Raw genomic sequence first — 26,505 nt, forward strand, 5'->3', positions numbered from 1 at the left:
GCCGAGCGAGCGAGTGGGAGGACATCCCGTGTACGACTACGACCTGCTGGTGATCGGCTCTGGTCCCGGTGGCCAGAAGGCCGCGATCGCGGCCGCCAAGCTGGGCAAACGCGTCTGCGTGGCGGAGCGGCGCAACATGATGGGGGGCGTCTGCGTCAACACGGGCACGATCCCGTCGAAGACGCTGCGCGAGGCGGTGCTCTACCTGACGGGTTTCGCCCAGCGGGACATGTACGGCGCCAGCTACCGCGTCAAGTCGGAGATCACGATCACCGACCTGCTGGCGCGCACGGCGCACGTCGTGGGCCGTGAGGTGGAGGTGATCCGCAACCAGCTGCTGCGCAACCACGTCGACATCCTCGCCGGTACCGCCCGGTTCGAGGACGCGCACACGGTCGTCGTCGAGGGCGACTCGCGTGGTGACCACAACACCGTCACGGCCGAGAACATCGTCATCGCCACCGGGACGAAGCCGGCCCGGCCGAACGCGGTCGAGTTCGACGAGAACCACGTGATCGACTCCGACGCCGTGCTGACGCTGCAGCGGGTACCCGGCTCGATGGTCGTGGTCGGCGCCGGTGTGATCGGCATCGAGTACGCGTCGATGTTCGCCGCTCTCGGCACCCGCGTCACGGTGGTGGAGAAGCGCCCGCAGATGCTGGAGTTCTGCGATCCCGAGGTGGTCGAGTCGCTCAAGTTCCACCTGCGCGACCAGGCCGTGACGTTCCGGTTCGGCGAGGAGGTCGAGAAGGTCGAGATCACCCCCAAGGGCACCGTCACGAGCCTCGCGAGCGGCAAGCGGATCGCCGCGGACATGGTGATGTACTCGGCGGGGCGCCAGGGTGTCACCGACGAGCTCGACCTGGAGAAGGCGGGGCTCTCGGCCGACAAGCGGGGCCGGATCTCGGTGGACAAGCAGTACCGCACGGAGGTCCCCCACATCTTCGCGGTGGGCGACGTGATCGGTTTCCCCGCGCTGGCCGCCACGAGCATGGACCAGGGGCGGCTCGCGGCCTACCACGCCTTCGACGAGCCGGTGCGGGAGCTGCAGGAGCTGCAGCCGATCGGCATCTACACCGTTCCCGAGATCTCCTACTGCGGGAAGACGGAGGCGGAGCTGACGCAGTCGTCGGTGCCGTACGAGGTGGGGATGTCGCGCTACCGGGAGCTCGCGCGCGGCGCGATCGTCGGCGACTCCTACGGCATGCTGAAGCTGCTGGTGTCCACCGTCGACCACAAGCTGCTCGGCGTGCACGTGTTCGGCACCAACGCCACCGACCTCGTCCACATCGGACAGGCGATCATGGGGTGCGGCGGCACGGTCGACTATCTCGTCGACACGGTGCTCAACTACCCCACGCTGTCGGAGGCGTACAAGGTGGCGGCGCTGGACGTCACCAACAAGATGCGCGCGCTGGACGTGTTCGCGAACGGGAGCTAGTAGCGAATGCCGTGCTGGTCGAGCCACGGGCGCGGGTTGATCTTCGTGCCGCCCGGGGTGATGACCTCGATGTGCAGGTGCGGGCCGGTCGACTGGCCGCGGTTGCCGACCTCGGCGATCTCCTGACCGGCTGTCACCTTCTGGCCCACGCGCACCAGTGACCGGTTGATGTGGCCGTAGACGGTGATCGTGCCGTCGGCGTGCCGGACGCGCACCCACAGGCCGAACCCGCTCGCGGGACCCGAGTCGATCACGGTGCCGGCGAGCGGGACGCGGATCGGGGTGCCGATCGGGGCGGCGATGTCGAGGCCCTGGTGAGACGAGCCCCAGCGGGCACCGAACCCGGACGTGACCCGTCCGATGATCATCTCGACGGTGGACGCCGCGGCCTTCTTGGCGGCCTCGGCCACACGGGCGGCTTCGGCCACCTTCGCCTGCTCGGCGGCGCGAGCAGCGGCATCGGCAGCGGCCTGCTGGAGGTCGGCGGCCTTGACGAGCGAGGCGGCGTCGGCGACAACGGGCTCGGGCGTGACCGGCCCGACCGCCGCGGCGACCGCGGCGACGACGGGGGGATCGGCGACGAGCGGCGCGGAGAGCGCAGCGGCCTGCACGTCCGGAGCGGAGCTGAGGAGCTCGTTGACTCCGATGCGCAGCACGTTGGCGCCGTCGGCCGCCGCCGGCAGAGCCTCGGCGAGCGCGTGCTGACCTGCAGCGGCCACTGCGCCACCGGCGACAACCGTCGCGACGAAGCGGACGGGGAGCGAGGGAGTGAGCTGGGGAAGCGAGATCGACCGGTGGGCGCCGCCACCGACCCCCGCTGCCGCCATGACGGCCGGCAGCGGGGGCCCGAGGTGTGCGCGCCGGCCCTGGGGGGAGCGGTGCCGTGCCACGACCTTTCCTTCCGGATCGGGCGCTCCGGCCGGACATCCCGCTCGGGGGTGCGGGCGGACCGCCGGGGGTGCGGTCCGTGTCCGGTCTGTGACCGGGGCGTTATCGATCCGGGGGAAACGTTAATCGCGGTTGACTCGACGTTGACCCCCGCACCGCCAGAACTGAGATCGCCGGACGGAACGGCGCGGCGAGCGGCCGGACCGGCATGTCGGGCCCAACACGCCGATGTGGCGCCTCCCGTTCAGCGCAGAGTTGCCTCCGGTCCCCCGCCGGCAGCCGTAGTCCCGTATCCGGGAGGCGATCACGGCGGGTGCGGTACCAGCGAACGGAGTAGTCCGCGGTGCCGGTGGCCGCAGGATCCGCGCCGAACGGAGGCGGGGTGCTGATCGGGAACGCCGGACCGGTCAGCCGTCAAGCCCTCGGTGCCCCGATGTTCCCGCTCCCTGGTGATCTACGCATACGCACACAGAGCACCCTTCCGGGTACGGTTTCGACCATCCCAGCGCGCGAGGGGAGCGAATTGTTCCGCAGGTCCGACCGGAGGGACGAGCCCGCCGACGAGCGCGCGCTCGTCGCCCGCCACGCCGCCACACAAGGCTTTCTCGCCCTGGACGACGAGCAGCGCGCCGTCGCCGACGCCGTGCGGGCTGCCGACGAGCTCGGCGGCAGCCACGGGCTGACCCGGGCGTGGGCGGAGGTCGCGGCCGTCGGGGATGCGGCCACCGAGGCCTACCTGGCCGCAACCGGCGACCAGCCGCCGGGCGGTGCGCGGGCGGCGGACACCCGCGCGGCCGACGAGCGGGCGCTGCGGGAGATCGAGCGGGCGCGGGAGATGATCCGCCGCTTCCGTGCCTCGAACTCCCGGGCGCTCGACGAGGCGGCGTTCGCAGTGAGCAACCTGCCCCGCACGGTCCAGCAGGCGCACACGGCGCTGCGCGAGGCGCGCACCGCGGTGGAGCAGGCCGACGCGGCCGGCGTCCGGTCCCGCCGGGCGGCGGAGCGCCTGGCGGAGGCCGAGCGGGCCGCCGCTCAGCTCGACACCCCCGGCGCGCGCCTGCGCGACCAGCGCCGGTCGGCCCAGCACACGCTCGACCTGGCCCGATCAGCCGCCGCGCTCGCCGCCGAGGCACCACGCACGGCCGAGGCGGTGCGCACGGCGCTGACCAGCATCGGCACCCGCCGCTCGGCCGCCGAGACCAAGGCCGACCGGATCGAGCCGTCGATGTCGGCGTTGCGCCGCGAGTTCTCCGAGCCCTGCTCCCGGGATCTCACCGGGGCCGAGACCCTCGCCCGCGAGGCCATCGCCGACGCCGACCGGGCGATCACCCAGGCTCGACAGCTGGCCGGGGACGGCGACTGGGACGAGGCATTGGACCGGATCACGGCAGCCCGATCGGCGCTCGGTCGTGCCGAGGAACGGTACGACGTGGTCACCGACCGGTTGTCCCAGCTGCGCGAGGCCCGGACCGACCCCACCCGCCAGGCCTCCGACGCCCGGTTCGTGCTGCGCGACGCGCAGCGGCTCGTGGTGGACCGCGGGCTGGTCACCGAGTTCGGCGCGATCCTCGACGCCCAGTCGGTGCGGCTCGCGAACGCCGAGGAGCGGCTCACCGGGGTGCACCCCGACTACTGGCTCTACCTGACCGAGCTGCGTGGTGTCCGGGAACGGGTGAAGGACGTCGTCGCCCGGGCCAGGAGCACGCCACCGCGCCGCTGACGGGCCGGGCACTCCGGCTACGTGGTCAGCACCATCTTTCCCGTGGTGCGCCCGAGCTCGCCTGCCCGGTGGGCGTGCGACGCCCGTTCCAGGGGAAAGGTCTCGGCCACCAGCACCCGCAGCCGCCGGTCGTCGACCAGCCGTGCGAGCTCGTCGAGGCCGTCCCCGTCGGGCTCCACGAGCATGCCGGTGGCACGCAGCCCACGGTCCGCCGCGGCGGCCACGGCCTCGGCGGCAGCGCCGGACGGCAGGCAGATCAGGCGACCGTCGGGGTGCAGCACGTCGAGCGAGCGCACGGCGATCTCCCCACCGAACATGTCCAGCACGAGGTCGACGGGGTCGATCACCTTCTCGAACGCCTCGGCCCGGTAGTCCACCGCCTCGTCGATGCCGAGGTCGTTGAGCAGGTGGTGCTTGCCGATCGACGCTGTGCCGATCACGTAGGCGCCCCTGGCTTTCGCGATCTGGACGGCCAGGTGCCCGACCCCGCCCGCGGCGGCGTGCACGAGCACCCGCTGGCCCGCCTGCACGCCGGCGATGTCCACCAGGCTCTGCCACGCGGTGAGCCCGGCCAGCGGGAGCGCCGCCGCCTCCACCTCCGACAGCCCGGCGGGGCGGTGCGCGAAGTGCCGCGACGGGGCGATGACGAACTCGGCGTAGGCGCCGGCCTGGCGCGGGAACCATGGCATCCCGAACACCGAGTCGCCCACCGAGAACCGGGTGACGCCGAGGCCGACCGCGTCGACGGTGCCCGCGACGTCCCATCCGACGGTGAACGGGGGCGGCCCGATCACCGCCGCCATCCCCGAGCCTGCGCGCGTCTTCCAGTCCACGGGATTCACCCCGGCGGCGGCCACGCGCACACGTATCTCGGTGGGCAACGGTTCGGGCACCTCCGCCTCACCGATCTCGAGTACCTCGGGACCGCCGGTCGAGAGTTGCGTGATGACGCGCATCGTTCCCACGTCCGATACCTACCATCAGAAGACCAGGAATACCGGCCCGGGTCGGCGGACGACACTCCGGCATCGGGCAAGTGCACCCGTTACGGTGCGACCGTGAGCCCCCTTCCCGAGAGTGCGCGCGCCCTCATCGAGTCCGGAAGGCTCGCCCACTGCGCGACGATCAACCCGGACGGGAGTCCTCAGCTCAGTGCCGTGTGGGTCGGGCTCGACGGCGACGAGATCGTCATGGCGCACCTGCCGGAGCACCGGAAGGTCCGCAACCTCCGTCGTGATCCCCGCGTCGTGCTGTCCCTGGACGCCGAGGAGCGCAATGCCCTCGGGATGCAGCACAACCTGGTGGTGTACGGCACGGCCACCGTCACCGAGGGCGGAGCGCCCGAACTGCTGCAACGGCTCGTGAAGGTCTACGCCGGGCCGGGTGCCGAGTTCCCGTTGCCGCCCGACGCGCCGGCCGGCTACGTGGTGCGCATCGCCGTCGAGCGGGTGGGTGGGGTCGGCCCCTGGACGGAGCACTGAGCGGCTCCCGGGCGGGCGGCGGACGGCTCAGCCCGACGTGGCGAGGCGGGTCCGGGGGTCGCCGCGCCGAGCGCCGCCCGACACCCCGCCGGTGGCCCAGTCGTCCGGGTGCACCGGGATGATCCGGCCGTGGACCAGCCTCCGGTCCACCCCGAGCACGTCGACGACGATGTCGGTGAAGTCGCCCAGCAGCCGCCGGCGCTGCTCCACCGGCCTGCCCTCGAGCACCATCGCCGTGAAGTACGGAGCCGACCGGCTCGACGCCGGCGTGCCCGCGGTGGCCCAGAGCTCCGGCCGGTGCAGGGTGACCCACGCCCGCACCCCGTCGAGGGGCCATCCCAGGAGCTCGGCGTAGCGGGTGCTCATCGCCGAGAGCAGCTCGGAGTGCTGGGCGGGGGTGTGCATCCCCTCGACGAGATGGACTTCGAGGATCGGCATGGCGCATACCGTAAGGAGCCCTGCCGGCTCGCCCGCGATCGGCCTCGGCGTGCGGACGGCTCAGTCGTGCGGCTGCTCGACCACCTTCGGCTGGGTGCGCTCCCACTCGAGGTAACGGTCGGTCTCGACGAGGACGGCGCCCCCGAGCCACAGCGCGACGATCACGTCGTCGCCCAGACCGAGCAACGCCAGGAACGCCTCCGGGACGAGGTCGACCGGTGACACGAGGTAGGCCAGGGCGAGCACCAGTAGCCCGAGCCGCCCCCGGCTCAGCTCCGGGTAGCGGCCCGAGAGCGCACCGGCGAGCATCCGGGGCAGCGACCGGAGCCGGTCGCCGAACCCGGGTGCGCCCGGCCTGCGTCCATCGGACAGGGCGCGCCACAGGGCGCGGAACGCGGCGATCCGGCGTGGTCCGATCTTGGGCACACTCTCACAACGATCTCGACAGTCGGAACGTTCCGGACGCCTCGCCCGATCGGCGAGCGGGCACCACACCGCGGCCGTGCCGGGCGGGCGCTATCGTCGGCAGCTCCACTGATCGCTCGCGGGGGAAGTGTCGATGGGTCTCGTTTCGCGTGGCGCAAAACTTGCCGCCGCGCTGGTCGCCGGTGCCATCACCGCAGGCTGCGGCGGCTCCGTCGCCGACTCCGACAACCGCGAGCCGACTCGTCAGCAGGCTCCCCCGCCCAGCCCGTTCTGTACCGCCGCGCAGGCCAACGTCGCGGCGGTCCGGCCGTTGTCCGCCCTGATCACCCGCGGCGGCGCGTCCCCCCAGGAGCTCTCTGCCTCGATCGACGGCGTGCGGCGCGCCGGTGCCGCGATGCGCGACTCGGCACCGGACGCCATCCGCTCCGACGTCGACCTGACGGTGCAGGCGGCCAACCTGCAGCTGGACGCCCTGCAGGCCAACGGGGGCGACGGCGCGGCACTGGCGCGTGATCCGGAGCTCAACGCGCGGCTCGGGTCAGCGGAGTTCACCGGCGCGCGCGAGCGCGTGCAGGCGTACGTGGACGACAACTGCGGCCCGGTGCCCGCCGCCACCCGGTGACGCCGGCGCGCTCTCAGCGCCCGATCGACCGGCGATGCTTCACCGCGGAGTAGGTCACCACTCCCAGCGCCACCACGGCGCCGATCACCAGCGCCGTGGTGAGGAACTCGAAGACCGCCCCCAGCACCGCCAGTGCGAGCCAGATGACCACTGCGATGCCCAGGATCTTCAGCAGCATCTGAACGGACCTCCTCGGGGCCTGCCGCGTCGACGACGCGTCCCCTGTTCCTACCAGCCCCGGTCCGAAACCGACCCGGCTGACCGGATGCCGTTCCCATCGCCTGGTCCGACCGGGTGAAAGATACTTCGCCGCTAGCTCGGTGCGCTATCGCGATATATCGTGATGGCACACGAGCTACTCGATGCCATGAGAGCAGGAGGCTCGCAACGTCCGAGGAGACGACGATGAACGCCATGAACCCCGCCTGGACCCCTGGTTGGCCAGGCTTCCGATCCACCCCCTTCGGTCGCCGGCGCGGCCACGGGCACTCCCACCCGGCGGCCGGGCCGATGACCGCGGCGATGGGTGGCCCCGTGCCTCCCATGCCGCCGTTCGACGACGCGGACGACGGGGAGCACGAGCGACACGGCCGGCACGGCGGCCCGGGCAGGCGCGGCTGGCGGGGCGGTCCCCCGTTCCGTCCGGGCTTCGGCCCGGGTGGCCACGGCGGCTTCCCCGGTCACCGGGGCAGGCGCGGCCGGCGGACCGCACGCGGCGACATCCGCGCCGCCGTACTGGCCCTCGTCGCGGAGCAGCCGCGGCACGGCTACGAGATCATCCAGGAGATCGCCGAACGCTCCGGCGGAGCGTGGCGGCCCAGCCCCGGCTCGGTCTACCCCACGCTCTCCCAGCTCGAGGACGAGCAACTGGTCCGCGTGGAGCAGGCCGAGGGTCGCCGGGTCGTCCACCTCACCGAGGAGGGCACCCGGTACGTCGAGGAGCACCGCGAGGAGCTGGACGCCGTCTGGGCGTCGGTCGGCCGGGACGCCGACGACGACGGGGCGGGCGAGCTGTGGGAGCAGCTCGGCCAGCTGCACGCCGCCGCCCAGCAGGTGATGGCCGCGGGCAACCCGGAGCAGATCACCGCGGCCACCGCGGCTCTGACCGAGGCCCGCCGCACGCTCTACCGGCTGCTCGCGGAGTAACCGGCACCCTGCTTGCAGCAAAGCCACTTTCACGCCATCTGATGGCAGGAAAGTGGCTTTGCTGCAATGCGGGGGGCGCCTCAGCAGTCGCGCAGCTCCGGGCTCTGGTTCAGGACCTGGCCGCGGGGACTGATGAACTCGCGATAGGTCGGCCCGTCGACGTCCGCGGGGGCGAAGGCGGCCACGCGGTGGCAGTTCTGGAAGGCGAGCACCACGCCGAAGTGCCGCTCCAGCGCACCGCGGATGGCGTTGCTGGCCAGCGCCCGGAGCAGCTGGCCGCGCTCCTGCTCCGACGGCGGGGGCACCTCGTGCTCGCCGAACGGGGCCTCGGGGTGCTCGACCCTGTCGTCGGCGGCCGCGGTGACCACCTGCCACGCGTAGGGCAGCGAGTCCCGGACGACGGCGAGGAACTGCGCGTCGTCGAGCTCGCCGCGTTCAGCGGCGGTGAGCACGTGGGTGGGGACGTCGAGGGACACGGAACCTCCTGGGTTTGCCGGACGAACGGACGAGCTCGGGGTGACGGGTTCGGGTCGGTCACGCACGCGCGGCGCGGACGGTGCCGGGCCCCGGCACGAATGCGGGGTCGACCTGGTCGGCGAGGTCGGCACCCACGGCCCGGTTGGCCCAGGCCGCAGCGTTGCGGAGGTGGAACTCGACGGTGCCGCGGTGGTAGGCGGCCCAGTCGCGCTGCCGGTCGTCCAGCGCACCCAGCACGGCGTCGAGCACCGCGAGGTTGGCCGGTTCCAGCGCGCTGATGGGGGCGACGCCACCGCGCTCGGCGGCCCGCACCCAGGCGGACTGACCGAACCATCCGAGCAGGGCGTCGCCCACCTGCTCGCGCAGGTAGGTGACGTCGTCCGGCTCGCTCACCTTGTTGCCCAGCACCCGCAGCGCCACGCCGTGGCCCGCGGCGTGCTCGGCGTACTGCCGGTAGACACCGACGCCACGCCGGGTGGGCTCGCTGACGAGCACGGTCAGGTCGAAGCGGGTGAACAGGCCGGACGCGAAGGCGTCGGCGCCCGCCGTCATGTCCACCACCACGTACTCGCCGGGGCCGTCGACGAGATGGTTGAGGTAGAGCTCCACCGCGCCGGTCTTGGAGTGGTAGCAGGAGACGCCGACGTCCGCCTCGTCGAACTCGCCCGTGACGAGGTAGCGCACGCCACCCGCGACGGCCGAGTACCGCAGCAGCAGCTCACCGTCCGGAGCGAGATCGAGCAGTCGGGACCCGGCGCCCGGCGGAGTGGTCTTGATCATCGTCTCGGCCGAGGAGATGCGCGGGTTGGCGGCGCGCAGGTGGTCCTTCAGCCAGGTGAGGTCGGTGCCGAGCGCGCGGGGCGGCGGCCCGTCGTGCCCCAGCGCCGCGCCGAGGTGCTGGTTGATGTCGGCGTCGATCGCGAGGACCGGGTGGCCGAGCTCGGCGAGATAGCGGCTGAACATCGCCGCGGACGTCGTCTTCCCACTGCCGCCCTTGCCGACGAACGCGATCCGCACCCGGTCCTCCGATGATCGATCCTGTGAGACCCGATAACGATAAGCGTTTCCACTAACGGGTGACGCCACCGGCCCGGTGTGGAACGAACGGAAGCGGAGAACGAGATCAGCGCGGGCGGCGACGCTCGGCGAGGAGCTCACGCAGCGGGGGCACCACCACGCCCTCGATCGCCATCTTGCGGCGCGCCCGGCGCCGGGCGACCAGCACGCCGACGAGCGCGAGCACCCAGATGACGTACTGCACGGTCCACGCTCCCCGGAACGCCTCCGGGCTGTAGCCGTCGGCAGGCCCGATGAGGCCGAGCACGACGCCCACCGTGAGCGCCACGAGCAGCGACGCGAAGAACCCGCCGACGTTGACGATGCCGATCGCCGTGCCCTGGCGGTGCCCGGGGTTGAAGGTGCGGGCGTAGTCGAAGCCCACCATGGACGCCGGGCCGCCGAGCGCCAGCACGACCACGAGCAGCACCAGCAGCCACCGCGGGGCGGGCGGCGGAACCGCCAGCACGACCGTCCACATGAGGGCGGTCGTGCCGATCACCGCCAGCACCAGCCACGAGCGCCGCAGGGGGTGCCGCGCGGTGAACTCGCCGAACAGCGGCCCGGCGACGATCCCCACGCCGACGAGCACCGTGAGCATCGCGCTCGCCGCACCGGGCGAGAACCCCTGGCCCGCCACCAGGTACGGCACGCCCCAGAGCAGCGCGAACACCGTGCCGGAGAACTGGGTGCCCATGTGGGTCCAGAGACCGAGCCGCGTGCCCGGTTCCCGCCACGACGAGACGAGCCCGTCCACCACCTCGCGCGGCGACGGCGCGCGCGGGGGCGCGGGGGCGCCGGGCGGCCGGTCGCGCAGCACCGCCAGCGCCGCGAGCGCGACCGCCACCCCGAGGACCGCGGCGGACACGAACGCGGTGGTCCAGCCCGGTCCGTGGAGCAGAACGGCGAGCGGGACGGCGCTGAGCACCTGCCCGAGCTGCCCGATCAGCCCGGTGAGCTGCGTCATCAGCGGAACGCGCCGCGGCGGGAACCATGCGCTGACGACGGACAGGACGCTGATGAACGTCAGCGCGTCACCGGCCCCGACCAGCACCCTGGCCAGGATCGCGAGCGGGAGGCCGGTGGCCAGCGCCAGCATGAGCTGGCCAGCGGCCATCGTGAGCGCGCCGACCACGATCAGCCTGCGTGCACCGAAGCGGTCGAGCAGCACGCCGACGGGTATCTGCAGCGACGCGTAGACCAGCAGCTGCAGCACCACGAACCCGGACAGCACCGCCGGGCCCGCGTGGAACCGCGCGGCCGCGTCGAGGCCCGCCACTCCGAAGGACGTGCGGTGCATGACTCCGACGAGATAGGCAGCCAGACCGACCGCCCAGACCCCCCAGGCGCGATGATGCACGTTCATATCGGATCCATGGTGCGGGCAGCGGCGCCCGAACGGGATGCTGTGCGGGGAAGTTCACGTTGCATCGGGGAGACTGACGTCGCCCGGGGGAACCCCCGACCGTGTGACGCTGCGACGGGCGGGGCGCCTGCCCCGTCGAGGAACCGGAGGTGTGCGGTGCTGGAGCCGGCTGAGCTGTACGAGGTGGCGGCGGACGCGCCGCAGCTGGACGAGCCCGTGCTGCTGGTGGCGCTCGACGGCTTCGTCGACGCGGGTAACGCTGCGCGGCTGGCCGTGGACGCGCTGCTGGCGGACCGCGAGGCACGCAGCGTGGTCCGGTTCGATGTCGACCAGCTCGTGGACTACCGGTCGCGGCGGCCACCGCTGCGGTTCGAGTCCGACCACTGGGCCGCCTACGACCCACCCCAGCTCGATGTCGTGGCCCTCTCCGACACGGGCGACACCGACTACCTGCTGCTCGCGGGCCCCGAACCCGACACCCAGTGGGAGCGCTTCTGCGCCGCGGTCGAGCAGATCGTGCGGCGCCTCGGCGTCCGCCTGGTGATCAATCTCACCGCGATCCCGATGGCCGTGCCGCACACCCGTCCGATCGGGGTCACCGTCCACGGCACGCGTCCCGACCTCACCGAGGGGCACGAGGCGTGGTTCGCCACCGCGCAGGTCCCGGGCAGCGCCGTGGGGCTCATGGAGTTCCGGCTCGGGGAGGCCGGGCTCGATGCGATGGGCTTCGCCGTGCACGTTCCGCACTACCTGGCCCGCGCCGAGTACCCGCAGGCCGCGCGGGTCCTGCTCGACCACGTGGGGCTGGCCGCCGGCCTCTACCTGCCCACCGAGGGCCTGTCGAAGGCCGCCGAGCGGGCCGAGGCGGAGATCGCCGAGCAGGTGGCGGCCTCGGACGAGGTGAGCCAGGTCGTCCAGGCGCTGGAGCGGCAGTACGACATGGTCGCCACCGGGCGTGGGGAGCGCTCGAGCCTCGGCATGTCCGGCGAGCTGCCCAGCGCCGACGAGCTCGCCGCCGAGGTCGAACGGTTCCTGGCCGACCAGGACGACGAGAGCGGTACCGACACCCCCCGGAGCAGCGAGGACAACGGGGACGACAGCGGGGACGAGGGGCGCGGAGGAGCGCAGCCCAGCTGACCCGCCCTGTGGACAACTCCTCGGCAGCGCACCACACACCGTCGTGGCTGTCGGTGGTCACGGTGACCGTGGCCCGGTCGATGTCGACCGACCGAGGAGGAACCGGTGTGCAGGATGTGCGACGACCCCACCGTCGGCCCCGAGCAGTACCTGGAGCACGTGGCCCGGCAGCTCGCGGAGCGCTGCTGGGTGGTGCAGGGAGTGGCGGCCGAGCGCGATCGCCCGGGGTGGGCCTACACGGTGGGTCTCACGGCCCACCACCGGCCGGAGCTCGTGATCACCGGCATGCCGGTGGCCCGGGCCACGCGGCTTCTCGACGGTGTCGCGGCGCACCTGCTGCACGCCGCGGCGCCACCGCCCGGTGAGCAGGTACGGCTCGTCAGCGGGGTGCTGGTCGAGTTCGTCGCGGTCGAGCACCCCGAGGTCCACCTCGTCGTGGCCCACGCCCTCTACGGGCCGTCCGTGCGCGCGCTGCAGGTGGTGTGGGCCGACGACCGGGACCACTGGCCGTGGCATCCCGGCTTTCGGAGCCGCCGCGGGGGCCAGCCGGTGCTGGGCCCCCGGGCGACATGACGGCCCCGGCGCCGGTGGCGGCCGCGAACGCCGCCGGCGCGATCAGGTCACGGAGCCAGATCCAGGCCCGCCCGCACGATGCTGTCGGCGTCCAGGCCGTGGTGGCGGTAGACGTCGTCGAGGTCGCCGGACTGTCCGAACCGCGACACCCCGAGGTGGGCGGCCCGCACCTGGTTGATCCCCGCCAGGAAGGACAAGGTGTGCGGGTGGCCGTCCAGCACCGTCACCATCGGCGTGGCGCGGAAGGCCGGGAACGCGGCGTCGAGAACCCAGGTCTCCGCGTCCCCCCGGCCGCTGCGTGCCTGCAACGCGTCGAACAACAGTCCGGCGCTCGTCACGCACACCACGTCGGTGGGCGTGCCGAGCGCCTCGAGCCGCTCGGCCGCAGCGAGTGCCTCGGGCACCACGGCACCCATCGCGGCGATGGTCAGCGCAGGCTCCGCTGCGCGGCGCAGCGGGTAGGCCCCGGCCACCACCTGCCGGCGGCGGCGTTCCCGGGCGGCCGGGTCGGTGGGCACCGCGGCGAGGGTCTGGTCCACCGGCCTGGTCGACAGCCGCAGGTAGGCCGAGGTCCCGTCCGGGCGGCCGAGCCGGGCCAGCGACGCCAGCAGCGTCCACTCCACGTCGATCGCGAAAGCCGGGTCGTAGCTGATGCACCCGGGCTGCTCCAGCCCCACCGACGGCGTGCTGATCGACTGGTGGGCCCCGCCCTCCGGGGCCAGCGACACCCCGGACGGCGTGCCGACGAGGATCGACTGCCCGCCCGCGTAGATCCCGAACGACCACGGCTCGAGCGCGCGCTCCACGAACGGGTCGTAGAGCACCCCGATGGGCAGCAGCGGCTCACCCCACCGGCTCCAGGTGGCGCCCAGCTCCCCGAGCAGGCCCACCAGGTTCGTCTCGGCGATGCCCAGCTCCAGGTGCTGGCCGGTGGGCCGCTCCCGCCAGTGCAGGATCGTCTCGGGATCGTCGGCGAACCAGTCCACCCGCTCGCGGGCCGACCACACCCCCACCTTGTTCACCCAGCCGCCGAGGTTGGTCGACGAGCTGACGTCCGGGCACAGGGTCACCACCCGGCGGGCGGCGTCGGGCGCGGAGCGGGTGAGGTCGAGCAGCGCCCGGCCCAGTGCCGCCTGGGTGGTGGCGGTGCCGGTGGGGGTACGGCCGATGTCTGCCGGGATCGGCGCCACCGGGTGGGCCACCGCCGGTTCGCGGTGCAGCCGGGCGCTCACCGCCGCGCAGAGCTGGGCAGCGGGCGAGCCGGCGGGGAACCGTGCCCACGGCTCGTCCACGGAGGCACCGACCGCCGAGGCCAGCTCGGCCAGCTGGTCGTGGGTGAGCAGCGAGGAGTGGTTCTGCGGGTGCCCCTCGCTGGCGAGCCCGTACCCCTTCACGGTGTAGGCGAAGATCACCGTGGGGCGGGCGTCGTCGATCGCGGCGAAGGCGTCGCCGAGCGCGGCGAGGTCGTGGCCACCGAGGTTGCGGATCGCGGCGTGCAGGGTCTCGTCGTCGAGCCCGGCCACGAGGCCGGCGATCTCCCGGTCGTCTCCGGGGAGCCGCTCGCGCAGCTGGGCCGGGGTGCAGCGCAGCAGCCGCTGGTACTCCGGGTTGGGCATCTCGTCGATCCGGCGGCGCAGGGCCGCCCCGCCGTCGCGGGTGAACAGCTTCTCCAGCAGGCGGCCGTACTTCACGGTGAGCACCTGCCAGCCCGCCGCCTCGAACATCCCCTGCAGCCGGGTGGCCCCGATGTTCGGCACCACCCGGTCGAGCGACTGCCGGTTGAGGTCGACGATCCACACCACCTCGCCGAGCTCGCCCACCATCGGGTCGAGGATCGCCTCCCAGCAGGCACCCTCGTCCAGCTCGGCGTCGCCCACGAGGGAGTACTGGCGGCCCGTTCCCGGGTCGGCGCCCAGGGAGCTGACGTACCGCCGGGCGAGCGCGCCCCAGATCGGGGCGGTGGCGCCGATGCCCACCGAGCCGGTGGAGTAGTCCACCGGGTCGGGGTCCTTGGCCCGGCTCGGATAGCTCTGCAGCCCGCCGAACTCGCGCAGCGTCGTCAGGTAGCGCTCGTCGAGATCGCCGAGCAGGTAGTTGATCGCATGCAGCACCGGCGAGGCGTGCGGCTTCACCGACACCCGGTCCCCGCTGCGCAGGTGCTCGAACCAGAGCGCCGTCATGATCGTCGCGATCGACGCGCTCGACGCCTGGTGGCCCCCCACCTTCAGGCCGCTCGGGTTCGGGCGCACGCGGTTGGCGTGGTGGACGATCGCCGTGGCCACCCAGAGCACCCGCTGCTCGATCTCGCGCAGCACCGCCGACGGATCGGCTCCGGCCGCGCCACCGGCAGCGTCCGGCCGCTCCTCGATGCTCGTCATCACGCCCCTCCTGGACCCATGTTGTCGGTCAACTGCACCACCGCGACGATGAATGAACAACTGCGGGCGTTATCACTGAGCAGACTGCTGCATCGGCAGCGATCACGACCCGAACGGAGGGCGCAGAATGCCCAACCCCGCCAGCGTCGATGCCACCGACGCGCGGCTCCTTCTCGCGCTCACCGAGAGCCCCCGGGCATCGGTGCTCGCGCTGGCCGAACGGCTCAAGCTCTCGCGCAACACGGTGCAGGCACGGCTGGCCGGGTTGGAGGCACGCGGCGTGGTCACGTCCTTCCAGCGCAGGATCGACCCGGCGGCGCTCGGCTACCCGCTCACCGCCTTCGTCACGGTGCAGGTCGTGCAGCGCCGGCTCGACGAGGTGGCCGCCGCGCTCGCCGAGGTGCCGGAGGTGGTGGACGTGCTCGGCCTGTCCGGCCCCGCCGACCTGCTGGTCCAGGTCGTCGCGCGCGACGCCGACGACCTGTACCGGATCGCCGGCCAACTGCTCGCCACCGACGGCGTCGAGCGCACCAACACCTCACTGGTGATGCGCCGGCTCGTGGAGCACCGCCTCTCCCCCCTGCTGGAGCGCCTCGCCCACCCCCGGTGACGGTGCTCCGGCGCTGCGCACGCGGCCGTCCTGGGTGACGATCCGAGGATGAGCGCTGAGTCGACGCCTGGTCTGCCACCCGAGATCGTCGAGATGCTGGGGAACCCCAACCCCGCCGTGATCGGGACGGTCCGCCGGAACGGGGCACCGGTCACCGTGGCCACGTGGTACCTGTACCGCTACGAACGGATCGTCGTGAACATGGACTCCGGGCGGCGGCGCCTCGACCACATCCGGCAGGACCCCCGGGTGTCCCTGACGGTGCTCGACCGGGACGACTGGGGCACGCACGTCAGCATGCAGGGGCGGCTGACCCTGCTCGACGACCACGACCTGCGGGACATCGACGAGATCGCCCGGCACTACACCGGCCAGGCGTACCCCCAGCGCGACCGGCCGCGGGTCACCGGGGTGCTCGACATCGAGACGTGGCACGGGTGGGGCCGTTTCGCCTGACGCCCGCCGGGCATGCCCCCGGTGACCGGCGCTGCCGCGGATCACGACCGTGCCGATCGCTGCTGCTCGGAGCAGGTAACGAGCGCATTCCTGTCCCGGCGGTCCGATTGACGCCACCACCCCGGTCGTCGCAGGGTGCACGCAACCGTGACATCGGGGCCGGTCGATCGCCGGCCATGACGACGTACAAGGGGGAGGCTCCGGCCACCCGGGGCCGCACAGGATGACCGTTTCCGAGACACCTTCCGAGACACCCAGCAGCGGCACGCCGCCCGACACGGTGCAGGCGCCGCCCGCCACGGGGTCGGCCGACCGGCGCTACCCCGTGGACCGGTGGGTCTTCGGCGTCGCCGCGGTGCTCGTCGTGGCGTTCATCGTGTGGGGTGCACTGTCCACCGACACGTTGAGCGCCGTCGCCTCCGCAGTGCTCGCCGGGATCATGAACGCGGGCGGCTGGGCGTTCGTGCTGGCAGCGAGCGGCTTCGTCGTGTTCGCACTGTGGCTGGCGTTCAGCCGGTACGGCAAGATCCCGCTCGGGCGCGACGGCGAGCAGCCGGAGTTCCGCACCGTCTCGTGGGTCGCGATGATGTTCAGCGCCGGGATGGGCATAGGGCTGATGTTCTACGGGGTCAGCGAACCGCTCGCGCATTTCACCAGCCCGCCACCGGGCACCGTCGCCGCCGGCACCCCGCAGGCGCTCGACGTGGCCATGGCCACCACGCTCTTCCACTGGACGCTGCACCCGTGGGCGATCTACGCGGTGGTCGGGCTCGCGATCGCCTACAGCACGTTCCGGAAGGGCCGCAGGCAGCTCATCAGCTCGGCGTTCGCCCCGCTGCTGGGCGAGCGGCGCAGCGAGGGCGCCTTCGGCAGGGCGATCGACATCCTCGCGATCTTCGCCACGCTCTTCGGCTCGGCGGCCTCGCTCGGCCTGGGAACGCTGCAGATCGGCGGTGGCCTGGAGGCCAACGGGCTCCCGCCGCTCGGTGACCTGCTGCTCGTGTCGATCATCGCGGTACTGACCATCGCGTTCGTCTGCTCGGCCGTCACCGGGATCGCCAAGGGCATCCAGTGGCTCTCCAACATCAACATGGTGCTGGCGGGGGTGCTGGCCCTCGCCGTGTTCGTCGGCGGCCCGACGGTGCTGATCCTCAACCTGATCCCCACGGCCATCGGCGACTACTTCGGCAACCTGTCGGCGATGGCGGCCCGCACCGCGGCCACCGGCGGCGACGCCACGGCCGAGTGGCTGGCGAGCTGGACGGTCTTCTACTGGGCCTGGTGGATCTCCTGGACCCCGTTCGTCGGCATGTTCATCGCCCGGATCAGCCGGGGCCGCACGATCAAGCAGTTCGTCACGGGCGTCATCCTGATCCCGAGCCTCGTGAGCCTGATCTGGTTCGCCGTCTTCGGTGGAGCGGCGATCAACCTGCAGCGCAGTGGCACCGATCTCGCCTCGCAGCCCACCGAGGCCCAGCTGTTCGGGCTGCTGCACACGCTGCCGCTTGGCGGCGTGCTGGGCATCCTCGCGATGGTCCTGATCGCGATCTTCTTCGTGTCCGGCGCCGACGCCGCGGCGGTGGTGATGGGCACGCTCTCGCAGCGCGGCTCGATCACCCCGTCCCGCTGGGTGGTGGTCTTCTGGGGTGTCGTGATGGGCGCGATCGCGATCATCATGCTGCTCGTGGGCGACGAGGGCGAGGCGCTCACCGGCATCCAGAACATCACGATCATCATGGCGGCGCCGTTCGCCGTGGTGATGGTGGTGCTGTGCGTGGCGCTGGCCAGGGACCTGCGCCACGACCCGCTCATGCTGCGCGACCAGCGCTCCGTCGCCGCCGTCGAGCAGGCGGTCGACTACGGGAGGAAGGCCTACGGCGACCGGTTCGTGGTGGCGGTGAAGCCGCATCCCGGCGAGCCCGGCAACGGGAGCGAGCCGGCCGGCGGCACCAACGGATCTCCCACCGCGCGCACCTGAGCCACCCGTTGCAGCAAAGCCACTTTCACGCAAGGAGATTGCCGCAAAGTGGCTTTGCTGCAACTCGGGGCTGCAACCCGGGGCTGCAACTCAGGAGGACGTCTCCAGCACCACCTTGCCGGTGACCTGCCGCTCGTCGATCCGGGCGAGCGCCTCGGGCGCCCGCTCCAGCGGGAAGGTGGCGGAGATCAGCGGGTCCAGCGCGCCGGACCGCAGGTGCGGCTCCAGCTCGGCCCACTGCTCTCCCAGGTAGCCGGGCCGCGCCAGCGCGAAGGCGCCCCAGCCGACGCCGACCACGTCGATGTTGTTGAGCAGCAGCCGGTTCACCCGCACGGTCGGGATGTCGCCCGCGGTGAACCCGACGACCAGCAACCGGCCCTCCGGCGCGAGGCTGCGCAGCGAGTCGGTGAACCGGTCACCGCCCACGGGGTCGACCACGAGGTCGACGCCCGCCCCGCCGGTGAGCTCCTTCACCGCGTCCCGGAACCCGTCGGCGAGCACCGTCTCGTGCGCTCCCACCGAGCGGGCCACCTCGGCCTTCTCCTCGGTGGAGACCACCGCCACCACCGTGGCGCCCAGCGCCGCCGCGAGCTGGACGCACGCCGTGCCGACCCCGCCGGCGGCCCCGTGCACCAGCACCTTCTGTCCCGCCCGCAGGTGGCCCCGGACCAGGAGCGCGAAGTGCGCGGTGAGGTAGTTCATCGGCAGGCACGCGCCAGCCGCGAAGGACACCTGGTCGGGCAACGGCAGGACGTTCTCGGCCGGTGCCGCCACCAGCTCGGCGAACGCTCCGGTGCCGGCGAACGCGGCGACCCGGTCCCCCGCCCGGAACGGGGACCCGTCGGGCGCCTCCCGCACGACGCCTGCGACCTCGGACCCGAGGGTGAACGGCAGGTCGGGCTTGTACTGGTAGAGGCCCTTGGTCTGCAGCACGTCGGGGAAGTTCACGCCGGCGGCGCGGACCTCGATCAGCACCTGGTCGGGCTGGCGCGCCGGTTCCGGCACGTCCCGCACCTCGACCGCCGCCGGGCCGTCCAACCGCACCACCTGCACAGCGCGCACGCCGATCCCTCTCCCTCGAGTGTCACCGGCCCCCATCCTCACCCATGCAGGTGGCGCAGCCGCTCCCCTGCCCCGCCGACGACCGCGTCGCCGTGCCCGAAGCAGGCGATCTCGACGTCCAGCGCGGCCAGCAGGCGCATCGACGCGGCCGCGCGCTCGCGGTCGAGGTTGAACGGGCCGAGCATCAGCTCGCCGCCGTGCTCCGCGATCACGTCCCCGGTAAACAGCACCCCCTCGGCGACGAGGTGCAGGGCGATGCTGCCGTCGGTGTGACCGGGCACGTGCAGCACGCGGGCGCCGGCCCCGATGTCGAGCTCCTCACCGCCCTCCAGCTCGACGTCGACGCGTGCGGGCGGGGCGGGAGGCAGCCCGTGCGCGACGCGGGCGTGCAGCTCGCGCTCGACGTCGGTGAAGTCGGGTGGCGGCCCCGGCCGGTCGCCCCGGATGATCGGCGCGTCGGCGCGGTGGGCCAGGACGGTGACGCCGGGCCACGAGCCGATCTCGGCGGCGGAACCGGTGTGGTCGTCGTGGAAGTGGGTGAGCACCACCCGCCGCAACGTCCCGAACCGCTGCACGGCCGCGGCGACGGCGGGTGCGGAACCGGCCGGTCCGGTGTCCACCAGCGTCAGGTCGGCGCCGTCTCGCCACAGATAGGCCTGGCCCACCGGGAACCGCAGCAGGTGCAGGCGGGGCGTGAGCTCCAGGAGGTCCATCCCGCGACCGTAGGGAGGGCGGCCCCCGCAGACCCGCTCGTTCGCGCAGGGCGGACCGTCAGGCCGGCACGCCGTCGTCGTAGTGCACGACGCGGGGCACGTGGCTCAGCTTGTCGACGAGGTCGCAGAGCCAGCCGTCCACCCGTTCCTGGACGCGTTCGAGGCTGTCGAGCTCGCACGCCAGCTCGAGGGCGCGCTCTGAGCCCTCGGGGCCGTCGAGGGCGAGCTCCAGCTCGTGGCGGACTCGGTCGGCTCGCGCCCGGCAGCCGTCCGAGGTCTGGACGTGGGCGAGCAGGCGGGACCGCTGCTCCGAGGTGATGCTCTCGGGAACGGACGCGACGAGCTGTTGCAGGCGGTGCGGGTGCACGAGGTCCCCCTCAGGTGACGGTCATCACCTCGACCGTACGGCGGAGGGCTCGGCGACGGTAGTCCCGGCCGCTACGGTGCGATCATGTCGCGGTCGAGATGGGCCGATACCGCTCTTTTCCTCCGCGAGTTCGTGCGTCATCCCCTGAACACCGCGTCGGTGACACCCAGCTCACCCGCGCTCGCCGCCGCGATGACGGCGCCACTGCCCCGCGCCGGGGACCCCGTGGTGGTGGAGCTCGGTCCGGGCACCGGCGCGTTCACCCGCGCGATCCAGGAACACACCGGCGGGCGGGGCAGGCACATCGCTGTGGAGCTCAACCCGGGCTGGGCGCAGCTGCTCGAACACCGCCATCCGGGCGTCGACGTCGTGCTCGCCGACGCCCGTGAGCTGCCCGCACTGCTCGCCGACCGCGGCATCACCACGGTCGACGCGGTGGTCAGTGGGCTGCCCTGGGTGGCCTACGCACCCGGCCCCGACGGGCGCGGGCTGCACTCGGTGATCGTCGACGCGCTCGGCCCCGACGGCGTCTTCACCCAGTTCGGCTACACGTGGACGCGCTGGGCTCCGCCAGCCCGGCGCCAGCTCGCCGACCTCCGCGCGCACTTCGCCGACGTCGTGATCAGCCCGGCGGTGTGGCGCAACCTGCCGCCCGCCGTGGTCTACGAGGCCCGCGGACCGCGGCAGCCCTCCCGCTGACCGGGGAGCGGGTGGGCGCCGCAGCGGGTCAGAGATGCGGCTGCACCAGCTCGACGTAGCGGCGGGCGAGAGTGGCGACCACCTGCTCCCCCGGTGCCGCCCACACGTCGGCGTGGAAGATCTCCACCTCGACGTCTCCCGCGTACCCGGCGGCCGCGACCGCGCGGGTGAAGGCGGGGAAGTCGACGTGGCCGTCGCCCATCATCCCGCGGGCCAACAGCGTGTCGGCGGGCAGCGGGGTGATCCAGTCGCAGACCTGGTAGCTGACGATCCGCTCCCCCGCCCGGGCGATCTGGGCGTGCACGCCCGGCTCCCACCACAGGTGGAAGGTGTCGACGACGACGCCCACCTCGTGGGGCGCGAACGCCTCGGCGATGTCGAGCGCCTGGGCCAGCGTGGAGACGACCCCGCGGTCGGCGGCGTAGATCGGGTTCATCGGTTCGATGCCGAGGGTGACGCCGCGGTCGGCGGCGTGCGGCACCAGCGCCGCGATCGCCTCGGCCGCCCGCGCCCTGGCCCCGGCGAGGTCCTTGTCACCCGGTGGCAGGCCACCCGGGACGAGGACCAGCGCGCGGGTGCCGAGCGCCGCGGCCTCGTCGATGGCCCGCCGGTTGTCGTCGTGGGCGGCGATGCGGGCCGCCGGGTCGGACGCGGTGAAGAACCCGCCGCGGCACAGCGACGAGACCCGCAACCCGGCGTCGTCGACCCAGCGGCGGGCGACGCCGACGCCGACCTCCGCCACCGGTTCACGCCAGAGCCCGATCGCGGGAAGACCGGCGGCGACGGCCCCGTCGACCGCCTCACGGAGGCTCCAGTGCGCCGTGGTGCGCTGGTTGAGCGACAGGCGGGCCAGCCGCCGGTCGCCCGGTCCCGGCGTGCCGACGCGGGCGGGGGCGCCGCTGGGGACGTCGAGAACCGCCGTCACCGGGCCGCCCCTGCCACCGCGAGCAGCCCCCGGAACCGCTCCGCCGCACGCTCCGGGTCGGGCAGCAGCCGGGCCGTGTTGGCCAGCGCGAAGGCCTCGCTCAGGTGCACGACCGAGCGTGCCGACTGCAGGCCACCGACCATCGTGAACCCGGGCTGGTGGCCGCTGAGCCAGGCCAGGAACGCGATGCCGGTCTTGTAGTAGAAGGTCGGCGCGGCGAAGACGTGACGCGACAGCGCCAGGGTGGGTGCGAGCTCGGCGTCGTAGCGGGCCAGGTCGCCGTCGTCGAGCGCGGCCAGCGCCGCCGACGCGGCCGGGGCGATGGCGGCGAACGCCCCCAGCAGCGCGTCCGAGTGCTGGTCGCCGTCGCCGCGGATCAGCTCCGGGTAGTTGAAGTCGTCGCCCGTGTAGAGCCGCACACCGGCCGGGAGCGCGGCGCGCAACCCGATCTCGTGTTCGGCCGACAGCAGCGACACCTTGACCCCGTCGACCTTCGCCGCGTGCGCCGACACGAGCCGCAGGAACGTCTCGGTGGCCGCTGGGATGTCGGTGGAGCCCCAGTAGCCGCGCAGCTGCGGGTCGAACGCCTCGCCGAGCCAGTGCAGGATCACCGGTTCCCGCACCTGGCGCAGCAGCTCGTCGTAGACGCGCAGGTAGTCGTCCGGTCCGGCCGCGACGGCCGCGAGCTGGCGCGACGCCATGAGGATCACCTGGGCGCCCGTGCCCTCCACGAACTCGACCTGCTCGCCGTAGGCGGCGAGCACGTCGTCGACCGACACCAGATCGGTGCGGTGGTCGGTGCCGGCCCCGGCCGCGATGCGGGCGTCGTGCGCCCTCGCCTGCTCGCTACTGCGCGTCACCAGTTCCTGGACGGCCACCCAGTCGAGGCCCATGTTCCGCTGCGCCGTGTCCATCGCCTCGGCGACGCCCAGGCCGTAGGAGAACAGGTGGCGGCGGAACGCGAGCGTGGCGTCCCAGTCGACGGCCGCCGGGGCACCGGGCACGTTCTCGCCCCACGGGTCGGCCGCGACGTGCGCGGCGGCGAACGCCACCCGGCTGCGGTACGGCCCGGGGTGCTCGGCCCACTCCCGGGGCTCGGCCAGCTCCACGGTGCGCCACCCGCCCCCCGCGACGGGCAGGTCGATCCGCGCTCCGGTGAGCGGCACCTCCCGCTCGGTCAGGCTGGTCATGCCGGGCCGCCCGCGAGCTGCACCCGGACCCCCTCGTCCGACGACCGCAGCGCCGCGTCCACCAGACGCAGGCCGCGCACCCCGCTCATGAAGTCGTAGGGGTGCGTCCGTCCCGCGTCGACGTCGAGCAGGTAGCGCTCCCACTGCGCGCGGAAGCCGTTGGTGAACTCCTGGTTGTCAGGCGCCTCCTCCCACTGCCCGCGGAAGTCCTGGTCGGTGGGCACGTCGGGGTTCCACACCGGCTTCGGGGTGCGCACCCGCGGCTGGATGCGGCAGCCGAAGAGGCCCGCGACGGCCGAGCCGTGCGTGCCGTCCACCTGGAACTCGACGAGCTCCTTGCGGTCCACCCGCACCGCCCAGGACGAGTTGATCTGGGCGATGACGCCGCCGGCCAGCTCGAAGATCCCGTACGCCGCGTCGTCGGCGGTGGCCTCGTAGGTGTTGCCCTGCTCGTCCCAGCGCTGGGGGATGTGCGTGACGGACCTGGTCATCACCGCCTCGACGCCGCCGAAGAGGTGCTCCAGCACGTAGTTCCAGTGGCAGTACATGTCGAGCGTGATCCCGCCGCCGTCCTCGGCGCGGTAGTTCCAGCTCGGCCGCTGCGCGGGCAGCAGGTCACCCTCGAAGACCCAGTAGCCGAACTCACCACGCACCGACAGGATCCGGCCGAAGAACCCCGAGTCGATCAGCCGCTTCAGCTTGATCAGGCCGGGCAGGTAGATCTTGTCGTGCACCACCCCGTCGACGATCCCCGCGGCCCGGGCCGCCTCGACGAGCTCCATCCCCTCCTCGACCGACTCGGCGAGGGGCTTCTCCGTGTAGACGTGCTTGCCGGCGGCGATCGCCCGCAGGATCGCCTTCTTGCGCTCGCTGGTGACCTGGGAGTCGAAGTAGACCGACGCCCCGTCCTCGGCCAGCGCGGCGTCGAGGTCGGTGTGGAACAGCTCGATGTCGTGGCGGCGGGCGATGTCGGCCAGCTTGTCGCGGCTGCGTCCCACCAACACCGGCTCGATCTGCAGCCGGGTGCCGTCGGGTCGCAGGACCCCGCCGTCGTCGCGGATCGCGAGCACGGAGCGTAGGAGGTGCTGGCGGTACCCCATCCGCCCCGTCACGCCGTTCATCACGATGCGAACGGTGGGTCCTGACATGGGTCTACCTGCTCTCTCCGGGTTCGGCTGCGAACCGTCCGGCGTGGTCGGAACGAGGAGTAAGCGCTTTCCGAGAATAGGCCGGACGTTGAGGCAGCGGCAAGGCCAACGCTGTGACCACTGCGGACGGTGTTTGTGCCGCCCCGCCTGTAGGCCGTTCAGGTGGGGCTGCCAATGTGACCCGAGTGCGTCTCGTCTTCCGCTCCGACGATCATGAGGAGTACTCCGCCGTCCGCGATCGCCTGCGACTGCACATCGTCGCCTGGGCTCGACGGCGCGGCATCGAGGCGGAACCGTCACTCGTCGCCGCGGCACTCGACCACAAGCACAGCGTCGACGGCCGCCTCGGCCACTGGACCCGCGAGCACGTGGCCGACGCGCTGGCCGTGTGGTTCCCCCGCACGGTCGCGCTCCTGGAGGACGACCGGGACGCCGTCCCCACCGCCCTGCACGCCCTGATCGGATTCCTCGCCGACCACGACTGGCTCGACTCCCGCTCCGCCCCCGCCGACGAGCTGCACGCACAGGTCACCGACTCCACGCCGGCCCTGTACGACGCCCTCGACGACGAGCGCAACCACGACCTCGGCACGTTCTGGGCCGTGCAGATGCTGCGCCACGGTGTCGCGACGGCCGACCCCGCCGCCGTCGCCCGTTTCCTGTCGCAGGTGCACGCGGGCGAGCTGGCGATCGACCGGGCCGCGCTGGACGAGATCCGGCGCCGCCAGGAGAACGAGACCACCGAACCGCCCCGTCCCGAGCTGCCGCCCGTGCTCCTGCCCGGAGCCGCCCAGATGCTCGCGGCCGCCGACTCCAGCGTCGCGCTCGCCCGCCTGCGCGCCTTCACCCGCTGGGTGCGGGCGGGGCGCGCGGTCACCCGCGAGGGCAGGCTGCTGCTCGCCGACGCCCGCGCGGTGGCGGACGCTCTGGACCTGGATCACTTCAGCCGCGACCGCGCGCGCACCAGCGACGACCTCCCGGAGATCACCCTGCTGCTGCACTGGGCACGGCAGGCCCGGCTCGTGCGTGTCGTCCACGGGCGGCTGGTGCAGGTCAAGAGCGCGGCCCCGCTGCTGAGCCGGCCGATCGAGCTGTGGAAGCGCGCGTTCGAGGCGGTCGGAGGCATCGGCGAGCACTTCGGGGGCAGCAACGTCTTCGGCGCGCCGTCGCTGTTCGGGATGAGCCTCGGCGAGGCCTTCCCGATCCTGCTGTTCCAGCTCTACTCCGCAGGCGGCGAACCGATCCCGGTGGAGCTGTTCCACCGCGCCGTGCGCGACACCGTGAACGAGCGGATGGGCTGCGTCGTCGACGACCTCGCCGGCGACGTCGAGCACCGGCTGTGGCGCCGCGACGTCACCGCGCTGCTGGACGCGCTGGAGCTGCTCGGCGCCGTCCACCTGTCGGAGAGCCTCGACGGCGACAACCAGGAAGAGCTGATCGCCCTCGCCGGCCGCGACGACCCCGACCCCACCCTGGTCTCGCTCACGCCGCTCGGGGTCTGGGCCGTGCAGGAGATGCTCACCGACCAGGGTGTCCACGCGCCGCTGGTCGGAGAGCTCGCCGACGAGGACATCGAGTACGTCTGCGTGCGTTGCAGCGGCCTGCGCCCCGAGATCGTCGAGGCCGAGCTGACCGCCTGGGTACGGGCCCGCAGCGGACGCGCGGCGGCCCAGGAGATCATGCGCTACCTGCAGCGGGTCGAGGATCCCGCCCACCGGGACCTGGCCCTGTTCGCCCTGTCCCGGGCCGGCGCCCCCGGGCGGGAGGCGGCCCGCTGGCGCGGCCGCCCCGCCGTGGCGCTGCGGGCCCCCTCCACGGGCGCCCAGCCGCGCGTCGAGTGCGACGCCCGGGCCCGCCGGCCCTGACCACTGCTCCATTTGGGGGATGCTCGGTACCTGTCCGTTACGTCAGGGTCGCTCGGCGCGAGTACGGATCGGGTGGTGGCCGCCGCCCGTCCGCACGGAGGAAAGAGCAGCGGGATGGCCGACCCCTACGCGAGCTGGTCCGGAGCACCCAAGCAGTGGATCGTCGTCCCGGCGCAGCGCCGCTCGTCGCCGACGCTCGGCCCGGTCTTCCCGCCGGCCCCACCCCGCCGCATCCGGGGCGGCGGGATCGCGAGCTTCGCCGTGGCCGCCGTCCTGCTCACCTTCAGCGGCCCGAACACCTCGGTGGCCGACCTGGACGGCCCCTCCCCGGCCAACCCGGTCC

Annotated in this window: 28 protein-coding genes; 13 read left to right on the forward strand and 15 right to left on the reverse strand. The window is 73.0% G+C overall.

The features are described from left to right. Positions 1 to 28: 28 nt before the first annotated feature. A complete protein-coding gene (sthA, locus tag HF577_RS16425; protein WP_312859174.1) occupies positions 29 to 1,441 on the forward strand; it encodes a Si-specific NAD(P)(+) transhydrogenase in 1,413 nt (470 codons plus the stop codon). Here sthA and HF577_RS16430 read toward each other — a convergent pair. Next, on the reverse strand, positions 1,438 to 2,331 hold the full coding sequence (locus HF577_RS16430; protein ID WP_312859175.1) for a M23 family metallopeptidase: 894 nt from the start codon (positions 2,329 to 2,331) through the stop codon (positions 1,438 to 1,440). The genes sthA and HF577_RS16430 overlap by 4 nt on opposite strands. A 521-nt stretch (positions 2,332 to 2,852) precedes the next feature. Here HF577_RS16430 and HF577_RS16435 point away from each other — a divergent pair. After that, complete coding sequence (locus HF577_RS16435) at positions 2,853 to 4,049, forward strand: hypothetical protein (RefSeq protein ID WP_169396732.1); 1,197 nt, start codon at positions 2,853 to 2,855, stop codon at positions 4,047 to 4,049. A gap of 17 nt (positions 4,050 to 4,066) precedes the next feature. On the opposite strand, the gene HF577_RS16440 is transcribed toward HF577_RS16435, so the two are convergent. Continuing rightward, positions 4,067 to 5,005, reverse strand: coding sequence for an NADP-dependent oxidoreductase (locus HF577_RS16440; RefSeq protein WP_169396733.1), 939 nt, complete (start codon positions 5,003 to 5,005; stop codon positions 4,067 to 4,069). A gap of 102 nt (positions 5,006 to 5,107) precedes the next feature. Between HF577_RS16440 and HF577_RS16445 the strand changes: the two genes are divergently transcribed. Continuing rightward, complete coding sequence (locus HF577_RS16445) at positions 5,108 to 5,530, forward strand: PPOX class F420-dependent oxidoreductase (RefSeq protein WP_169396734.1); 423 nt, start codon at positions 5,108 to 5,110, stop codon at positions 5,528 to 5,530. 27 nt (positions 5,531 to 5,557) lie between these two features. On the opposite strand, the gene HF577_RS16450 is transcribed toward HF577_RS16445, so the two are convergent. Both HF577_RS16450 and HF577_RS16455 read right to left on the reverse strand, forming a co-directional pair. Then, positions 5,558 to 5,968, reverse strand: coding sequence for a tautomerase family protein (locus tag HF577_RS16450; protein ID WP_169396735.1), 411 nt, complete (start codon positions 5,966 to 5,968; stop codon positions 5,558 to 5,560). A 60-nt stretch (positions 5,969 to 6,028) separates the two neighbouring features. Then, positions 6,029 to 6,394, reverse strand: a complete 366-nt coding sequence (locus HF577_RS16455; protein WP_312859176.1) for a YkvA family protein — start codon at positions 6,392 to 6,394, stop codon at positions 6,029 to 6,031. Positions 6,395 to 6,527: 133 nt separating this feature from the next. On the opposite strand from HF577_RS16455, the gene HF577_RS16460 reads away from it, so the two are divergent. Next, complete coding sequence (locus tag HF577_RS16460; protein ID WP_169396736.1) at positions 6,528 to 7,016, forward strand: hypothetical protein; 489 nt, start codon at positions 6,528 to 6,530, stop codon at positions 7,014 to 7,016. Between the two features lie 13 nt (positions 7,017 to 7,029). Here HF577_RS16460 and HF577_RS16465 read toward each other — a convergent pair whose 3' ends face one another. Further along, complete coding sequence (locus HF577_RS16465; RefSeq protein WP_169396737.1) at positions 7,030 to 7,194, reverse strand: hypothetical protein; 165 nt, start codon at positions 7,192 to 7,194, stop codon at positions 7,030 to 7,032. 227 nt (positions 7,195 to 7,421) lie between these two features. On the opposite strand from HF577_RS16465, the gene HF577_RS16470 reads away from it, so the two are divergent. Beyond that, positions 7,422 to 8,162 (forward strand): PadR family transcriptional regulator, encoded by a 741-nt coding sequence (locus tag HF577_RS16470; protein ID WP_169396738.1) that lies wholly within the window; start codon positions 7,422 to 7,424, stop codon positions 8,160 to 8,162. A gap of 80 nt (positions 8,163 to 8,242) precedes the next feature. Here HF577_RS16470 and HF577_RS16475 read toward each other — a convergent pair whose 3' ends face one another. The 3 genes from HF577_RS16475 to HF577_RS16485 form a co-directional block, all read right to left on the reverse strand. After that, positions 8,243 to 8,638 carry an SCO5389 family protein gene (locus tag HF577_RS16475; RefSeq protein WP_169396739.1) on the reverse strand — a complete coding sequence of 132 codons (396 nt, stop codon included), beginning with the start codon at positions 8,636 to 8,638 and terminating at the stop codon, positions 8,243 to 8,245. 58 nt (positions 8,639 to 8,696) lie between these two features. Further along, positions 8,697 to 9,656 (reverse strand): ATP-binding protein, encoded by a 960-nt coding sequence (locus HF577_RS16480; RefSeq protein ID WP_169396740.1) that lies wholly within the window; start codon positions 9,654 to 9,656, stop codon positions 8,697 to 8,699. Positions 9,657 to 9,762: 106 nt separating this feature from the next. After that, positions 9,763 to 11,061, reverse strand: a complete 1,299-nt coding sequence (locus HF577_RS16485; RefSeq protein WP_169396741.1) for an MFS transporter — start codon at positions 11,059 to 11,061, stop codon at positions 9,763 to 9,765. Between the two features lie 156 nt (positions 11,062 to 11,217). Here HF577_RS16485 and HF577_RS16490 point away from each other — a divergent pair, with 156 nt between their 5' ends. Both HF577_RS16490 and HF577_RS16495 read left to right on the forward strand, forming a co-directional pair. Next, complete coding sequence (locus tag HF577_RS16490) at positions 11,218 to 12,198, forward strand: PAC2 family protein (RefSeq protein ID WP_169396742.1); 981 nt, start codon at positions 11,218 to 11,220, stop codon at positions 12,196 to 12,198. A gap of 114 nt (positions 12,199 to 12,312) precedes the next feature. Further along, positions 12,313 to 12,771, forward strand: a complete 459-nt coding sequence (locus HF577_RS16495; protein WP_169396760.1) for a DUF4262 domain-containing protein — start codon at positions 12,313 to 12,315, stop codon at positions 12,769 to 12,771. 47 nt (positions 12,772 to 12,818) lie between these two features. Here HF577_RS16495 and HF577_RS16500 read toward each other — a convergent pair whose 3' ends face one another. Beyond that, the gene (locus HF577_RS16500) at positions 12,819 to 15,149 is read right to left on the reverse strand and encodes a transketolase-like TK C-terminal-containing protein (RefSeq protein WP_169396743.1); all 2,331 of its coding nucleotides are present in this window, start codon (positions 15,147 to 15,149) and stop codon (positions 12,819 to 12,821) included. Positions 15,150 to 15,276: 127 nt separating this feature from the next. On the opposite strand from HF577_RS16500, the gene HF577_RS16505 reads away from it, so the two are divergent. The 3 genes from HF577_RS16505 (at position 15,277) to HF577_RS16515 (ending at position 18,193) form a co-directional block, all read left to right on the forward strand. Further along, entirely contained in the window at positions 15,277 to 15,759 is a 483-nt protein-coding gene (locus tag HF577_RS16505) for an Lrp/AsnC family transcriptional regulator (RefSeq protein WP_169396744.1), read from the forward strand. A gap of 48 nt (positions 15,760 to 15,807) precedes the next feature. Further along, entirely contained in the window at positions 15,808 to 16,215 is a 408-nt protein-coding gene (locus HF577_RS16510) for a TIGR03618 family F420-dependent PPOX class oxidoreductase (protein WP_169396745.1), read from the forward strand. 223 nt (positions 16,216 to 16,438) lie between these two features. Further along, the gene (locus tag HF577_RS16515; RefSeq protein ID WP_169396746.1) at positions 16,439 to 18,193 is read left to right on the forward strand and encodes a BCCT family transporter; all 1,755 of its coding nucleotides are present in this window, start codon (positions 16,439 to 16,441) and stop codon (positions 18,191 to 18,193) included. 90 nt (positions 18,194 to 18,283) lie between these two features. Here the strand turns inward: HF577_RS16515 and HF577_RS16520 are convergent, their stop codons facing one another. Genes HF577_RS16520 through HF577_RS16530 form a run of 3 tightly spaced genes read right to left on the reverse strand, consistent with a single transcriptional unit; the run spans position 18,284 to position 20,335 of the window. Continuing rightward, complete coding sequence (locus tag HF577_RS16520; RefSeq protein WP_169396747.1) at positions 18,284 to 19,255, reverse strand: NADPH:quinone oxidoreductase family protein; 972 nt, start codon at positions 19,253 to 19,255, stop codon at positions 18,284 to 18,286. A gap of 38 nt (positions 19,256 to 19,293) precedes the next feature. Beyond that, positions 19,294 to 19,968: an MBL fold metallo-hydrolase gene (locus HF577_RS16525; protein WP_169396748.1), complete on the reverse strand. Its 675-nt coding sequence runs from the start codon at positions 19,966 to 19,968 to the stop codon at positions 19,294 to 19,296. Between the two features lie 58 nt (positions 19,969 to 20,026). After that, positions 20,027 to 20,335 carry a hypothetical protein gene (locus HF577_RS16530; protein WP_169396749.1) on the reverse strand — a complete coding sequence of 103 codons (309 nt, stop codon included), beginning with the start codon at positions 20,333 to 20,335 and terminating at the stop codon, positions 20,027 to 20,029. Between the two features lie 84 nt (positions 20,336 to 20,419). Between HF577_RS16530 and HF577_RS16535 the strand changes: the two genes are divergently transcribed. Continuing rightward, entirely contained in the window at positions 20,420 to 21,034 is a 615-nt protein-coding gene (locus HF577_RS16535) for a class I SAM-dependent methyltransferase (protein WP_169396750.1), read from the forward strand. 28 nt (positions 21,035 to 21,062) lie between these two features. Here the strand turns inward: HF577_RS16535 and HF577_RS16540 are convergent, their stop codons facing one another. The 3 genes from HF577_RS16540 to HF577_RS16550 all read right to left on the reverse strand — a co-directional run bounded on the left by HF577_RS16540 (position 21,063) and on the right by HF577_RS16550 (position 24,297). Continuing rightward, positions 21,063 to 21,887, reverse strand: coding sequence for a sugar phosphate isomerase/epimerase family protein (locus tag HF577_RS16540; protein ID WP_169396761.1), 825 nt, complete (start codon positions 21,885 to 21,887; stop codon positions 21,063 to 21,065). Between the two features lie 68 nt (positions 21,888 to 21,955). Next, positions 21,956 to 23,149, reverse strand: coding sequence for a dihydrodipicolinate synthase family protein (locus HF577_RS16545; protein WP_169396751.1), 1,194 nt, complete (start codon positions 23,147 to 23,149; stop codon positions 21,956 to 21,958). Further along, positions 23,146 to 24,297 carry a Gfo/Idh/MocA family protein gene (locus HF577_RS16550; protein WP_211174381.1) on the reverse strand — a complete coding sequence of 384 codons (1,152 nt, stop codon included), beginning with the start codon at positions 24,295 to 24,297 and terminating at the stop codon, positions 23,146 to 23,148. Before HF577_RS16550 ends, HF577_RS16545 begins: the two co-directional genes overlap by 4 nt. A 176-nt stretch (positions 24,298 to 24,473) precedes the next feature. On the opposite strand from HF577_RS16550, the gene HF577_RS16555 reads away from it, so the two are divergent. Together HF577_RS16555 and HF577_RS16560 are read left to right on the forward strand one after the other, a co-directional pair. Further along, the gene (locus tag HF577_RS16555) at positions 24,474 to 26,162 is read left to right on the forward strand and encodes a hypothetical protein (RefSeq protein WP_169396752.1); all 1,689 of its coding nucleotides are present in this window, start codon (positions 24,474 to 24,476) and stop codon (positions 26,160 to 26,162) included. A gap of 114 nt (positions 26,163 to 26,276) precedes the next feature. Next, the coding region (locus HF577_RS16560) for a hypothetical protein (RefSeq protein ID WP_211174382.1) at positions 26,277 to 26,505 on the forward strand (229 nt) is incomplete at its 3' end.

The sequence above is a fragment of the Pseudonocardia xinjiangensis genome (genome assembly GCF_012911925.1).
In the GTDB taxonomy this organism is placed as follows: Bacteria; Actinomycetota; Actinomycetes; order Mycobacteriales; family Pseudonocardiaceae; genus Pseudonocardia; species Pseudonocardia xinjiangensis.

Excerpts from the sequence above, each read along its gene's own strand:
- HF577_RS16440 (WP_169396733.1), bottom strand. The coding sequence starts at position 5,005 with ATGCGCGTCATCACGCAACTCTCGACCGGCGGTCCCGAGGTACTCGAG.
- HF577_RS16450 (WP_169396735.1), bottom strand. The coding sequence starts at position 5,968 with ATGCCGATCCTCGAAGTCCATCTCGTCGAGGGGATGCACACCCCCGCC.
- HF577_RS16460 (WP_169396736.1), top strand. The coding sequence starts at position 6,528 with ATGGGTCTCGTTTCGCGTGGCGCAAAACTTGCCGCCGCGCTGGTCGCC.
- HF577_RS16465 (WP_169396737.1), bottom strand. The coding sequence starts at position 7,194 with ATGCTGCTGAAGATCCTGGGCATCGCAGTGGTCATCTGGCTCGCACTG.
- HF577_RS16470 (WP_169396738.1), top strand. The coding sequence starts at position 7,422 with ATGAACGCCATGAACCCCGCCTGGACCCCTGGTTGGCCAGGCTTCCGA.
- HF577_RS16485 (WP_169396741.1), bottom strand. The coding sequence starts at position 11,061 with ATGAACGTGCATCATCGCGCCTGGGGGGTCTGGGCGGTCGGTCTGGCT.
- HF577_RS16495 (WP_169396760.1), top strand. The coding sequence starts at position 12,313 with ATGTGCGACGACCCCACCGTCGGCCCCGAGCAGTACCTGGAGCACGTG.
- HF577_RS16500 (WP_169396743.1), bottom strand. The coding sequence starts at position 15,149 with ATGACGAGCATCGAGGAGCGGCCGGACGCTGCCGGTGGCGCGGCCGGA.
- HF577_RS16505 (WP_169396744.1), top strand. The coding sequence starts at position 15,277 with ATGCCCAACCCCGCCAGCGTCGATGCCACCGACGCGCGGCTCCTTCTC.
- HF577_RS16510 (WP_169396745.1), top strand. The coding sequence starts at position 15,808 with ATGAGCGCTGAGTCGACGCCTGGTCTGCCACCCGAGATCGTCGAGATG.
- HF577_RS16515 (WP_169396746.1), top strand. The coding sequence starts at position 16,439 with ATGACCGTTTCCGAGACACCTTCCGAGACACCCAGCAGCGGCACGCCG.
- HF577_RS16525 (WP_169396748.1), bottom strand. The coding sequence starts at position 19,968 with ATGGACCTCCTGGAGCTCACGCCCCGCCTGCACCTGCTGCGGTTCCCG.
- HF577_RS16535 (WP_169396750.1), top strand. The coding sequence starts at position 20,420 with ATGTCGCGGTCGAGATGGGCCGATACCGCTCTTTTCCTCCGCGAGTTC.
- HF577_RS16545 (WP_169396751.1), bottom strand. The coding sequence starts at position 23,149 with ATGACCAGCCTGACCGAGCGGGAGGTGCCGCTCACCGGAGCGCGGATC.
- HF577_RS16550 (WP_211174381.1), bottom strand. The coding sequence starts at position 24,297 with ATGTCAGGACCCACCGTTCGCATCGTGATGAACGGCGTGACGGGGCGG.